Source organism: Bordetella genomosp. 11 (assembly GCF_002261215.1).
GTDB lineage: Bacteria > Pseudomonadota > Gammaproteobacteria > Burkholderiales > Burkholderiaceae_B > Bordetella_C.
Window position 1 is genome coordinate 3,749,668 of record NZ_NEVS01000004.1, and the last position, 12,130, is coordinate 3,761,797.

11 protein-coding genes are annotated in these 12,130 nt (G+C 66.8%); 6 read left to right on the plus strand and 5 right to left on the minus strand.

What is annotated here, in order from left to right; translation table 11 throughout:
• The first annotated feature begins 8 nt into the window (after positions 1 to 8).
• Positions 9 to 404 carry a GtrA family protein gene (locus tag CAL28_RS24490; RefSeq protein WP_094843745.1) on the plus strand — a complete coding sequence of 132 codons (396 nt, stop codon included), beginning with the start codon at positions 9 to 11 and terminating at the stop codon, positions 402 to 404.
• Here the strand turns inward: CAL28_RS24490 and CAL28_RS24495 are convergent.
• Both CAL28_RS24495 and CAL28_RS24500 read right to left on the minus strand, forming a co-directional pair.
• Positions 364 to 1,959: an ArnT family glycosyltransferase gene (locus CAL28_RS24495; RefSeq protein ID WP_094843746.1), complete on the minus strand. Its 1,596-nt coding sequence runs from the start codon at positions 1,957 to 1,959 to the stop codon at positions 364 to 366. The genes CAL28_RS24490 and CAL28_RS24495 overlap by 41 nt on opposite strands.
• A 12-nt stretch (positions 1,960 to 1,971) precedes the next feature.
• The gene (locus CAL28_RS24500; protein WP_440588446.1) at positions 1,972 to 3,000 is read right to left on the minus strand and encodes a glycosyltransferase family 2 protein; all 1,029 of its coding nucleotides are present in this window, start codon (positions 2,998 to 3,000) and stop codon (positions 1,972 to 1,974) included.
• A gap of 271 nt (positions 3,001 to 3,271) precedes the next feature.
• On the opposite strand from CAL28_RS24500, the gene CAL28_RS24505 reads away from it, so the two are divergent.
• Genes CAL28_RS24505 through CAL28_RS24525 form a run of 5 tightly spaced genes read left to right on the plus strand, consistent with a single transcriptional unit; the run spans position 3,272 to position 9,221 of the window.
• On the plus strand, positions 3,272 to 4,321 hold the full coding sequence (locus CAL28_RS24505; protein ID WP_094843748.1) for a TRAP transporter substrate-binding protein: 1,050 nt from the start codon (positions 3,272 to 3,274) through the stop codon (positions 4,319 to 4,321).
• Between the two features lie 47 nt (positions 4,322 to 4,368).
• The gene (locus CAL28_RS24510) at positions 4,369 to 6,270 is read left to right on the plus strand and encodes a TRAP transporter large permease (RefSeq protein WP_094843749.1); all 1,902 of its coding nucleotides are present in this window, start codon (positions 4,369 to 4,371) and stop codon (positions 6,268 to 6,270) included.
• 9 nt (positions 6,271 to 6,279) lie between these two features.
• Positions 6,280 to 7,371: a LacI family DNA-binding transcriptional regulator gene (locus CAL28_RS24515; protein WP_094843750.1), complete on the plus strand. Its 1,092-nt coding sequence runs from the start codon at positions 6,280 to 6,282 to the stop codon at positions 7,369 to 7,371.
• On the plus strand, positions 7,368 to 8,357 hold the full coding sequence (locus CAL28_RS24520) for an NAD(P)-dependent oxidoreductase (protein ID WP_094843751.1): 990 nt from the start codon (positions 7,368 to 7,370) through the stop codon (positions 8,355 to 8,357). The genes CAL28_RS24515 and CAL28_RS24520 overlap by 4 nt, the downstream gene beginning before the upstream one ends.
• Before the next feature lie 33 nt (positions 8,358 to 8,390).
• Positions 8,391 to 9,221 (plus strand): amidohydrolase family protein, encoded by an 831-nt coding sequence (locus tag CAL28_RS24525; RefSeq protein WP_094843752.1) that lies wholly within the window; start codon positions 8,391 to 8,393, stop codon positions 9,219 to 9,221.
• Between the two features lie 14 nt (positions 9,222 to 9,235).
• On the opposite strand, the gene CAL28_RS24530 is transcribed toward CAL28_RS24525, so the two are convergent.
• From CAL28_RS24530 to CAL28_RS24540, 3 genes are all read right to left on the minus strand, one after another.
• Positions 9,236 to 9,469 (minus strand): DUF3820 family protein, encoded by a 234-nt coding sequence (locus tag CAL28_RS24530; RefSeq protein WP_094843753.1) that lies wholly within the window; start codon positions 9,467 to 9,469, stop codon positions 9,236 to 9,238.
• An 18-nt stretch (positions 9,470 to 9,487) separates the two neighbouring features.
• Positions 9,488 to 11,032: an amidase gene (locus CAL28_RS24535; protein WP_094844829.1), complete on the minus strand. Its 1,545-nt coding sequence runs from the start codon at positions 11,030 to 11,032 to the stop codon at positions 9,488 to 9,490.
• A 62-nt stretch (positions 11,033 to 11,094) separates the two neighbouring features.
• Positions 11,095 to 12,129 (minus strand): ABC transporter ATP-binding protein, encoded by a 1,035-nt coding sequence (locus CAL28_RS24540; protein WP_254926327.1) that lies wholly within the window; start codon positions 12,127 to 12,129, stop codon positions 11,095 to 11,097.
• Between the last annotated feature and the right edge of the window lies 1 nt (position 12,130).

Sequence of the window (12,130 nt, forward strand, 5' to 3'; positions counted from 1 at the left end):
GTTCCGGAATGCGGGTTCTGATCCGACAATTGAGCTGGTTCGTCGCAGTTGGCTGCGCGGCCGCCGCCACCCATTGGGCCACGGCCGTCGCCTGCGTGGAAGTCCTGCACACGCCGCCGCTGCTGGCCAATGTCGTCGGCTGGCTGGTTGCGTTCTGTGTTTCGTTCGGTGGCCATTATCGACTCACTTTCCGTCACGAGGCCACTGCGTGGCATGTGGCGGCGCGGCGGTTCTTCTGCGTGTCGGCCGCCGGTTTCCTGGTGAACGAAGCCGCGTATGCCTGGCTGCTCAGCCGCACGACGCTGCGATATGACGTCCTGCTGGCGCTGATATTGGTCGGCATCGCGGTCCTGACTTTCCTGTTCAGTCGGTTTTGGGCGTTCCGCCGCAATACTGCGACTTGAACGCGGCATCCGGCACGACGCGCCACAAGGCGCGCTTGCCGCTCACGGCAAAAGGCGCCTTGCCGCGCAGGGCGGGATAGGCATCCTGGTCGTCCTCGGGGTTGCCCCAGAACCAGAACGTCTGTCCCGCGGGCGCGGCGCACAGGCGTGCCTGCAGTTCGTGCACGGAGATCAACGTATCCTTCATCGCCTCGGGACGGAACTGGCCGGCGTCGTAAAGCTCTTTGCGCCAGTTGTCCCGCTTGGGAATATCGGGGTTGTTCCAGTCGTCCACCACCCACGCCGGACGCGGATCCCGCAAGGCCATGGGCAGGTCGTAGCCGTACGCATGCAGCATGACGATCTGGTCCCCCGGCTTGACCTCTGCCCGGGCGCGCGCGCCCAGAGGCGCGGAGTTGGGCCGCGCATAAATGGCGACGAACGCCGTCATCAGTACGCACAGCACGATCGCCGTCGACAGGCAGCCACGATAGAGGCGGCGCGAGCTTTGCGCGTTGTCGCCGGACAAGCCCGTCACGATGACCTCGGCCACCAGGACAGCGAGCGGCGCGAGCGTCGGCAACACATAGCCCACCAGCTTGGACGCCGGCAGGGAAAAGAACGCCAGCACCACCACGATCCAGACGCCCATCAGGAGTCGTACGGCATAGGCATCGCCGCCACGCTCGGCCCAGAACGCCTTGCGGAACACGGCACCCAGCCAGAAGGTCCAGGGCAGGATGAAACCCGCCAGCACAGGCAGGTAGAACCACACCGGCTGCCGGTTGTTGAAACCGGTTTCGGCGAAACGATCGAACTGCTGATAGATGAAGAAATAATTGAAGAAGCCGGGGAATTCCTTCTGCATGGCCCAGAACCACGGCAGGCAGACCACCACGAAGGCCCCGATGGCGGGCGGCCACAGTAGCGCCGCCAGGCCGCGCCACTGGCGCAGCATGGCGATCCATATCAGTAGAATGCCGCCGGGCAGCACCACGCCGATCAGTCCCTTGGACAGAACCCCCAGCGCGGCCAGCACCGCCGTCGCCACGGCCAGCGTGCGCCACGGCGCGCCCCGCGTGGCGTTCAGCACGGTGGCGGCCCCGGCCACCGTGGTCAGCGTGATCATGCCGGCCACCAGCATGTCCAGGTTGGCGAACTGCGCGGCGCCGAAGAAAAACGGCTGCGTCGCCAGCACCAGCAGCGACACCGTCGCCGCCCGCACGCCACGGTAATGCCGGATGAAGCCGTACACGGCCATCGCCGCCGCCCACGCGGCCAGCCAGGACGGCAGCCGCGCGACCCAGGGATGGACACCGAAAACATCGAAGGCGGTGGACGCCAGCCAGTAGTACAGCGGGGGCTTGTGAAAGAACGGCATGCCGTTGAGCAAGGGCACGACATGCTCGCCGGCGCGCAGCATCTCCCAGGCGACACCGGCGTAGCGGCCCTCGTCGGGCAGCGTCATCGGACGCAGCCAGGACAGCCATAGCAACCACACGCCCGTAACGGCAAAAAGCCAGCCCGCGGATAGCGACTCCAGGCGACGCATCCATGCATCAAACACACGCGACATATTTATCGGGAACTATTTCTTTTCGGTGAAAACTTTGCCGCGCTGTTCGCGCACGACATACAGGGGCCGGCCTTTTACTTCGTCGAATATGCGGCCGACGTATTCGCCGACGACTCCCAGGGACAACAGGTTGATCCCCGCGAAGAACATCAGCGCGGCAACGATCGTGGTCCAACCGGACACCGCGTTGCCGTACATCAGGAAGTCCACCACCAGATAACAGCCGTAGGCGAAGGACAACAGGGCGAAGGCCAGGCCGATCATGCTCACCATGCGCAGCGGCCAGGTGGTGAAGGCAGTCAGGCCGGCGAACGCCAATTTGAATAGCTTGCGCTTGCTGTAGTTCGTATTGCCATATGCGCGGGCATCCGGGGTATAGGGCAGCGCCTCCGCCTGGAAGCCGACCCATGCGTACAACCCCTTCATGAAACGCGTGCGTTCGGGCAGCGCGTTCAGCGCCTGCACGACCCGGCGGTCCATCAGGCGGAAATCGCCCGCGTTCGGCGGCACTTCCACGCCGCGCCCATCGCTGAGCATGCGATAGAACATGCGCGAGCCCAAACGCTTGAACCAGGACTCGCTATCGCGGTTCGCCCGCACTGCGTAGACCATATCGGCCCCCGCGCGCCAGCGGGCGACCATTTCAGGGATAAGCGCCGGCGGATGCTGCATGTCCGCATCCAGGCAGATGACCACATCGCCGGTGGAGGCCTCCAGCCCGGCGCTCAAGGCAGCTTCCTTGCCGAAATTGCGCGACAGCTGCACATAGCGAAAGCCATCGAGCGCGGCCCATTTCTGCATGAGCTCCGGCGTGCCGTCCGTGCTGCCATCGTCGGTGACGATGACTTCCCATGCCGTGCATAGCTTGCTAAGCATGGACATCAGCGCCGGCAGCAGCACGCGCAGGTTGTCGCACTCGTTCAGGCAAGGGACCACGCACGAAATGCGGATATCCCGCGATTCCTCGTCTCTGGCGGGGCTGTCGGCGGGCAACGTGCGGGGCACAAATGCTTCGGAGCGGGATTCGATATGCATGACGATCGCAGGGAGGGAAACTGCTGCGGCGCAGTATCGCCCTGTCGACGTCGAATTTTCATGAAATAGGCGACCACCCGATGGCGGAACAGTCGGAGCCGTTTCGTGACGCTGCAGGGTGAATCTGGCATTTGGCATGCTTGGATCCCGCTCGCTCCATAGGGAGCCCTGGCAGGCCCCTATTGTAAAGAAACGGCAAAACTCATAGCATGGGTATAACGATTTACTAAATCGTTATACATACTAAGACCTACATCTATAAGACGGAGACAAACGCATGAAAACACTAGGCTTTTTCCGCCAACCCGCGCCTGTTACCCGGCGTGGCTTCCTGCAAGCCGCCGCCGGCACGGCCGCGGCGATCGCCGCCCCGCGGGTGTGGGCGGCCCCGGCCACGGTCTCGCTGCGCTGCTCGATTTCGCAACCCGCCGACCAGCAGTCCGCCCAGTACATCTGGTACGAGCGCTTCGCCGCGGATCTGAAGCAATCCGTCGGCGACCGCATCCGCGTCGATATCTTCCCGAACGGCCAGCTGGGCAAGGAATCGGATGTCGTCCAGCAGGTCCGCCTGGGCTCCATCGACATGATGATCACGGGCAGTTCCATCTGGGCGACCGCCCTGCCGGAACTCGCCCTGCTGGACATGGGCTTTGTGTTCGATAGCTGGGACCACGTCAACAAATCCGTCGACGCGGGCGTCGGCGAGCAATTCAACAAGCTGCTGCAAGCGCGCACCGGCTGCACCTTTATCGGCTGGGGCAATCACTTCAACGCCCGCAGCGTATACACGAAGAAAGTGGTCGAGCACGACAGCGACCTGAAGAACGTCAAGCTGCGCGTGCTGCCGACGCCGATTTTTGTCGAGACATTCAAGCTGATGGGTGCGATTCCCACGCCCATCCCGATCAACGAGCTCTACACCGCCGTGCAGACCGGCGTGGTCGACGGCTTCGAACATGACGCCGCGACGGTACTGTCGAGCAAGTTCAATGAAGTCGTCAGCAACTGCTGGCTGACCAACCACTTGTTCAGCCCGTCCATTACGGCCATCGGCAAGCGTGGCCTGGGCAAAGTCCCGTCCGACCTGCAGCCCGCCTTCCTGAAGGCGGCCCAGGAGGCATCCCTGTACCAGCGCGAAGTCGCCGGCAGCAAGGGCAAACAGGCGCTGGCCGATCTGGAAAAGCAGGGCATCAAGTTCCATCCCATGGATCCCGCGGAAAGGCAGCGCCTGCGCCAGGAGATGGAAAACAAGCTGTGGCCCAGCGTGACCGCGCAGTACCCGGTCACCAAACCGATGCTGGACATCATCAACACATCGCGCGCCTGAGCGCGCCGACAGCGTCGACGATGCCGCCTCGCGGCTGGGAGCACAGCATGAACGCACATGTACTGACAGGGAGCGCCGGCGCGGCGCAAGGCCATGCCGGCGCGGACGGCGCGGCCGCGCGCTCGCGCTGGCTGGGACGGATCTGCGCCGTCATCGAACACTTCTGCGCCCTGGTCCTGGCCGTGGACGTCGGCGTGGTTTTCGTCTCCGTGATCCTGCGCTACTTCCTGCACAGCCCGGTCGACTGGGCCGAGGAAGCGGCGCGCGGACTGATGGTCACGCTGGTGTTCCTCGGCGGCGCGACGGTGCTGGCGCGCCGCCAGCACGTCGGCATCGAAGTCTTCCGCGGCCTGTTGCCCCGCTCATGGCGCGAACCCGCCGTGCAGCTGGGTGGCTGGGCGGTGGCCGGCACCTCGGCCGCGCTGTGCTATTCGTCCTGGGAGCTGCTGCTGGATTCGGTGAACGTGACCACGCCCATCGGCGCGCCGCAATGGTTGACCGTGTTGCCGGTATTCGTGGGCGCCTTCGTCATGACGGTGGTGGGTATCGCCAATGCCTTGTGCGGCCCGCGGCGCGCGGTCTATGGCACGCTGGCCGGCGCCATCGCGCTGTGCGCCGCGGTCTGGGCCTGGAATGCGTGGATGCCCGAAGCGTGGGCCATCCGGCCGTGGCTGCTGCTGACGGCGGGCTTCTTCGGCAGCCTGATCGCCGGCGTACCCATCGCCTTCGTGCTGGCGCTGTCCTCGCTGCTGTATTTCCTGGCCGAGCCCACCCTTCCGCTGATCATCTATTCCCAGCAGGTGATGGCCGGCATGGACCACTTCGTCCTGCTGGCGATCCCCTTCTTCGTGCTGGCCGGCCTGATCATGGAATCGAACGGCATGTCGACCCGGCTTATCGAGCTGCTGGTGCGGATGTTCGGCCGGGTACGCGGCTCCATGAACCTGATCTCCATCCTGGCCACGGCGTTCTTTTCCGGCGTGTCGGGCTCCAAGCTGGCCGATATCGCGGCCGTGGGCGGCATCGTGGTGCCGGCCGTGCGGCGTACCAAACAGGACGTCAACGAAACCGCCGCGGTGCTGGCATGCTCGGCCGTCATGGCCGAGACGATCCCGCCGTGCGTGAACCTCATCATCATGGGTTTCGTCGCCAATATCTCGATCGGCGGGCTGTTCCTCGCCGGGCTGGTACCGGCGGCCGTCCTGGCCACCGGCCTGTCGGCCATGGCGATCTGGTTCGGCAAAAAGGTCGACCCCATGCAGGCCTTTCCCGTGCGCATGCCGTGGCCGCAATTGCTGGGCGGCGCTTTCATCGCGCTGGTGATGGTGGGCATGATAGGCAAGGGAGTGACATCCGGCGTGGCGACGTCGACGGAAGTTTCCGCCTTCGCGGTGGTCTATGCGCTGGCCGCCGGCGCGCTGGCCTTCCGCGAACTGACGCCGCGCGCCATCGTCGCGCTGTTCGTGCGGGCGGCGTCCATGGCCGGCGGCATCCTGTTCATCATCGCCGCGGCGTCCAGCGTGGCGTTCGCGCTGACGGTGCAGCAACTGCCCGCCTTCCTTTCCGACACCATGACGCACCTGGCGCACAACTACGGCAGCACGGCCTTCATCCTGGTATCGGCGCTGCTGATGGTGATCTTCGGCGCCATCCTGGAAGGCGCCCCGGCGCTGATCATCTTCGGACCGCTGCTTACCCCCATCGCGCAACAGGTCGGCGTCAACCCGCTGCATTTCGGCACCGTCGTGGTGATCGCCATGGGCCTGGGTTTGTTCAGCCCGCCTTTCGGCCTGGGCCTGTTCGCGACCTGCGCGATGACCGGCACGCGGGTCGAACAGGTGGCGCGGCCGATGGTGAAATACCTCGTCCTGCTCGTGATCATGCTTATAGTGCTGATTTTCGTGCCCGCGATCAGCTTGTGGGTGCCCCGCATGATGAACATGGCTTGAGAACAGACGATGACGACGATCCAGGATGTGGCCGCGCTGGCAGGCGTTTCGGTAAGCTCGGTTTCCAATGTGCTGAACGGCCGCACGGACCGTCTCGGCCGCGAGACCTTCCAGCGGGTGCAGGACGCCATCCGGGAACTGAACTATCGCCCCAACCTGGTGGCGCGCCAGCTCAAGACGGGCTACGCGCCGCTGATCGGCTTATTGGTACCGTCCACCGCCAACCCGATGTTCGGCGAACTGGCGGTGCACGTCGAGACCGCCGCGCGCGACGCGCAGGGATTCCGCGTGCTGCTGGGCAACACCCACCGCGACCGGGAACAGGAATCGCGCATCTTCGACGACCTGATCGCGCTGGGGGTGCGCGGCGTCATCCTGGCATCGTCGCGCACCGACGAAGGACACCTGGAGGCCGCCATCGCGCGCGGGCTGGCGGTGGTCAGCTACGACCGCGGCGGCGACGGCGATGCGCGCTCGCACATCGATCACGTTTCGCCCGACAACATGCTGGCATCCCGGCTGGCGGTCGACCATCTGGTCGCGCACGGCCACCGGCGCCTGGCGCTGGCCACGCCGGACGTCAAGACGGTCAGCCGCAAACTCAAGCGGCAGGGCTTTCTTCAGGCGGCGCAAGAGGCCGGCGTGGGCCGGCACGCGCAAGTGCTCGAAGGCACGACCGGCTCCGGCTACGGCGATTCGAACCTCGCCGACGAAGGCTATGCCATGGCCGGGCGCATCGCGGCCATGCAAGCGCGCCCCACCGGCATCATCGCCATCAATGACATGATGGCGATGGGGCTGATGGCCGGGTTGCATCGCGCGGGGCTGGCCGTGCCGCGCGACGTGTCGGTGATCGGCATGGACAACCTGGTCATGACGGCTTATGCCAACCCGCCGCTGACCACGGTGGAAATGCCCAGCGCGGAAATGGCCCGCGCCATGGTGTCCATGGTGGTCGAACGTCTGGCTCAACCCGAATTGCCGGCCCGTGAAGTGCTGTTCCAGCCGCGGCTGGTCGAACGGCAGTCCGTGGCCGCCCCGCCTCCGGATTCCGCATCTCCGCGCCCACGCGCGCGGCCCCCAAGGAAAACCTCCGCATGACCACGATTCTGTTGACGCATTCCCCGCAGGCACTGGCCAATTACTACGGCGACCGCGCGTTGCGGGCCTTGCGCGAACTGGGCGAAGTCCGGCTGAATCCCGGCGCCGATCCCACGACACCCGAAGCGCTGATCCGCCTGGCGCAAGGCTGCCGGATCATCGTATCCAGCCGCCTGGCGGCGGCGCCGGCCGCGGTATTCGATGCCTTGCCGGATCTGGTGGCTTTCTGCCGCGTCGCCGTCGACATCCGCAATATCGACGTGGAGGCGGCCAGCCGCAATGGCGTGCTGGTGACCCGTGCCACGCCGGGCTTCGATGCCTCGGTGTCCGAATGGATCGTCGGCGCCATGATCGACGCCAGCCGCCACATCAGCCGCGCCGCGGCTGCCTATTGGAACGGCCAGCCCGCTCCCGTCGCCATGGGCCGGGAGCTGCGCGGCGCGACTGTGGGCATCATCGGGCACGGCCATATCGGCAGCTATCTGGCGGGCATTTGCCACGCCCTGGGCATGCGCGTCCTGGTCCAGGATCCACGCCCGCAAACCCTGGCCGACGGCATGCGGCAAGTGGACCTGGATACGCTGCTGGCCGAATCCGACTATGTGGTCTGCCTGGCGCCGGCCTTGCCGGAGACCGCCAACCTGATGGGCCGCGACGCCTATGCCCGCATGAAGCGCGATGCGATATTCATCAATGCATCGCGCGGCGAACTGGTGGATGAGGAAGCGTTGCGCGATGCGCTGGACAACGGCACCATCGCCGGCTGCGCGCTGGACGTGGGCCGCGCGCAGGACCAGATGCCCTCGCCCTGGCTGGCGGCGCACCCGCGCGTCATCGCCACCCCGCACGTCGGCGGCCTGACGCCGCAAGCCGCCGAACACCAGGCCATGGATTCGGTTGCCCAGGTCCGCGCCATTCTGCATGGCGAGCCGCCGCCCCATGCCGTGAACCTGGCCAGCGCCAGCCGCCTGCGGTCCCACAGATAGGCGTTGTCGCGCCCGGCACCCTGGAGAAGCCCGATGAAGAAACCCACCCTGAAAGCGCCTGACGGCGCATGCGATTGCCATATCCACATCTACGAGCTGGAGCGCTACCCGTTGGCCGCAACGGCGACTTTCGGGCCGCCGCAGGCGTCATGGGAGGACTACCTGCGGGTACGCCAGGCCCTGGGGCTGGCACGCGCAGTTATCGTGCAGGCGACGGGATACGGTTTCGATAATCGCTGCGCGCTGGAGGCGCTGCGGCTGTCGCAAGGGTCCGCGCGCATGATTGCCACGCTGCCCGTCGATACGCCCATGGCGCAATTGCGCGAGCTGCACGAGGCCGGCGTGCGCGGCGTGCGCTTCATGATGATCCCGAACAGCGGCGGCGTAATGCGCTGGGAAGACCTGGAACCGATGGCCCGGCGTATCGCCGAGCTGGGCTGGGTCATCAATCTGCAACTGGATGGGCGCGAACTGCCGGACCACGCGACGCTATTGCGCGCGCTGCCCTGCCCCGTCAGCATCGACCATAACGGCAAGTTCCTGACTCCGGTGCCGGTATCGCACCCGGGCTTCAAGGCGCTGCTCGGCCTGCTGGATACCGGCAACGTGTGGGTAAAACTGTCGGCGCCTTACGAAACATCGAAGTCCGGCCCTCCCGGCTACGACGACGTCGGCGTCCTGGCCCGCGCACTGGCGACGGCGAATCCGGACCGCTGCCTGTGGGCCAGCAACTACCCGCATCCCGGCCGGCAGGATGCGCCCGATAACGCCGACATGCTGGATATGCTCGCGCGCTGGGCCCCGGATGAAACCGTGCGCCGCAAAATCCTGGTCGATAATCCGGCGGCCTTGTATGGATTCTGACCGCTTGTACGCTTTCAGGCCGGCCGCCTGGGCATCCCCCCATCGCGCAAGGGATCCAGCAGGGGCCTGAGACCGTTATGGTCGAGTTCGTGCATCAGTGCCAGCAGCTCGCCCAAACGGCCCGGCGGCAAACCCTCGCGGACGAACCACGTCAGGTAATGGCCGGACAGGTCCGCCAGCAGGCGGCCCTTGTATTTGCCGAAAGGCATGGCCCAGGTAACGAGGAGCTTGAGGTCTTCGAGGTTCATGGCATCCCGGGCGCTGCATCAGTCCAGCGTGGCGGCCGGGCAGCCGCCGCGCGCCTGCTCGAAGGCGAAGGCCAGGCCCAGCAGGCGTGCCTCGTCATACGGTGCGCCCATGAACGAGAGGCCCACGGGCACGCCCGCGCGGGCCATGCCGGCCGGCACGCTGATCTCCGGCAAGCCGCAGGCGCTGGCAATGTAAAGGCCGGCGTAGGGGTTGCCGGGGTACGAAACGTAGCTTGCATCCTCGCGATCGTAGCGCGGCGACGCGGGGCAGGATAGCGTCGGGAATACCACGGCGGACAGGGCCTCTTCGCGCATGGACTGCGCAACGGCGGCGCGATAGGCGGCCAGGGCGGATTCGGCCTCGGCGCGCTGCGCGGCCGTCTGCGTGCGCGCCAGCTCCAGCGCACGGCGCAGGCCCGACAGGGTGCGGGGATTGACCTCGCGATCGGAATGCGCCGCCGCCCAGGCCTGCGCGGCTTGCAGCAGCCGCGTCATGTCGCGCGGTCCGGGGCCGGCCGCCAGATAAGCATCGAGTTGGGCAGGCCATTCGGCTTCGGCCAGCGGCGCCAACAGGCTGGGATACAGGGTCTGCATGTACGCAATATCGAAAGACGCGCCGGCGGCGTCCCCCCGCCGATCGGCCCCGCTCGCCGTCCGGTCCGCCGGCGCGGGCGACCGCCAGGGCACCAGCGTCGCGCCCAGGTCGCGCAGCTGGGCGTGGGCCTCCTGCATCAGGGCACGCACCTCTTCGTCCTGGCCCGGGAAATCCACCGCCACGCCTATGCGCGCGCCGCGCACCGCGTCCTGGCGCAGGTCATTCAAATACCCTGCCCGCGCCGCGTCCGCCCGCGTGCCGGCCATGGCATGGAGCAGCACAGCCACGTCGCTGACGCACAAGGCCATGGGCCCCACGGTATCGAAGGACAGCGCCAGCGGCAGGACGCCGTCGACGGGCACCAGGCCATGCGTGGGCCGCAAGCCCACCAAACCCGTTACGCAGGCCGGGGCGCGCACGGAACCGAAGCTGTCGGTGCCCAGGGCAGCCGGGGCGAAACCGGCCGCGACGGCCGCCGCGCTGCCGCTGCTCGATCCCGCGGCATTCCGCGCGCGGTTGTAGGGATTCAAGGTCAGGCCGCCCATCGAGCTGTACCCGTGGCGGCCATTGGAGCAGGCCAGCTCCGACATATTGGTTTTGCCCAGCAGGATGGCGCCGGCATCGCGCAGCCGGCGCACCACTTCGGCGTCGCGCGCCGGCCGCTGATCGCGCAGGGCCGCGCAGCCCGCCGTGGTCGCCAGGCCGGCAATATCGATGTTGTCCTTGACGACGATGGGAATGCCATGCAGCGGGCCGCGCACCAGGCCGCTCGCGCGTTCGCGATCCGACTGTTCGGCCTGGGCATGAGCCCGCGGATCCAGCGCGATCATGGCGTTGATGGCCGCGCCCTGCTTGTCGTGCGCCGCAATACGCGCAAGAAACGCTTCCACCAGCCGCACGGAACTTGTCGCCCCTCCATCCAGGGCGGCGCTCAACAGGTGCAGCGTCTTGCCAATCGGGTCATGCATCGGATCGCGCATCGGCTCGTACATCGGGTTTGCGTGGCCGGCCTGCCGGGGCCTGATGGAGGCTAACGGAAATGGCAGGCCACCCATTGCGTCGCGCCGGGAGCGCCATCCTGCACGGGCCGCGGCGTCAGCGCCGGCCGCTCGCGCTTGCAGATATCCTGCGCCAGCGGACAGCGCGTATGGAAACGGCAGCCGCTGGGTGGATTGGCCGGACTGGGGGGATCCCCGCGCAGCAGCATGCGCTGGCTGCGCACATGGGGATTGGGCACCGGCACCGCGGAGAGCAGTATCTCGGTATAGGGATGGCGCGGCTGCGCGAACAGCGTGTCGCGGTCGGCCAGTTCGACCAGCTGCCCCAGATACATCACCGCCACGCGATGGCTGATATGCCGGACCACCGCCAGGTCATGCGCGACGAACAGGTACGCGATGCCGAATTCCTTTTGCAGGTCCATCAGCAGATTGATGACCTGGGCCTGCACCGACACGTCCAGCGCGGACACCGGCTCGTCGCAGACGATCAGCTTGGGCTGCAGGGCCAGCGCGCGCGCAATGCCCAGGCGCTGCCGCTGGCCGCCGGAAAACTCGTGCGGGAACTTCTTCATGGCCTCGGGCCGCAGGCCCACCTTGGAGAAGAGCCACGCCACCCGCTCCGCCCGCTCGCGGGCGCCATGGCCTTGCGCGGAAGCGAAGTTGCGCATCGGCTCGGCCACGATCGCGCCCGCCGTCATGCGCGGGTTCAGCGACGCATACGGGTCCTGGAAAATGATCTGCATATCGCGTCGGCGCTCTCGCATATGCGCCATGTCCAGCCGCGCGATGTCCTCGCCGTCCAGCAGCACCGAGCCCGACGTCGGCTCGATCAGGCGCAGGATGGACTTGCCGGTCGTGGTCTTGCCGCAGCCGGACTCGCCCACCAGCGAAAGCGTTTCGCCCCGCGCCACGTCGAAGGACACCCCATCGACGGCCTGCACCGTCGGGCGCCGGCGGCCCAGCCAGTTCGCCGAGCCCGGATAATGCTTGACCAGATCGCGCACCTGCAGCAGCGGCGTGGCGCCGGGGCCGCGCGCCGGCGGTGCGTCCGCCTGCATCGACATG

Bases quoted from the DNA above. Each gene is read 5' to 3' on its own strand.
- CAL28_RS24490 (WP_094843745.1), top strand. From the start codon at position 9: ATGCGGGTTCTGATCCGACAATTGAGCTGGTTCGTCGCAGTTGGCTGC.
- CAL28_RS24495 (WP_094843746.1), bottom strand. From the start codon at position 1,959: ATGTCGCGTGTGTTTGATGCATGGATGCGTCGCCTGGAGTCGCTATCC.
- CAL28_RS24505 (WP_094843748.1), top strand. From the start codon at position 3,272: ATGAAAACACTAGGCTTTTTCCGCCAACCCGCGCCTGTTACCCGGCGT.
- CAL28_RS24510 (WP_094843749.1), top strand. From the start codon at position 4,369: ATGAACGCACATGTACTGACAGGGAGCGCCGGCGCGGCGCAAGGCCAT.
- CAL28_RS24515 (WP_094843750.1), top strand. From the start codon at position 6,280: ATGACGACGATCCAGGATGTGGCCGCGCTGGCAGGCGTTTCGGTAAGC.
- CAL28_RS24520 (WP_094843751.1), top strand. From the start codon at position 7,368: ATGACCACGATTCTGTTGACGCATTCCCCGCAGGCACTGGCCAATTAC.
- CAL28_RS24525 (WP_094843752.1), top strand. From the start codon at position 8,391: ATGAAGAAACCCACCCTGAAAGCGCCTGACGGCGCATGCGATTGCCAT.
- CAL28_RS24530 (WP_094843753.1), bottom strand. From the start codon at position 9,469: ATGAACCTCGAAGACCTCAAGCTCCTCGTTACCTGGGCCATGCCTTTC.
- CAL28_RS24535 (WP_094844829.1), bottom strand. From the start codon at position 11,032: ATGCATGACCCGATTGGCAAGACGCTGCACCTGTTGAGCGCCGCCCTG.
- CAL28_RS24540 (WP_254926327.1), bottom strand. From the start codon at position 12,129: ATGTCGATGCAGGCGGACGCACCGCCGGCGCGCGGCCCCGGCGCCACG.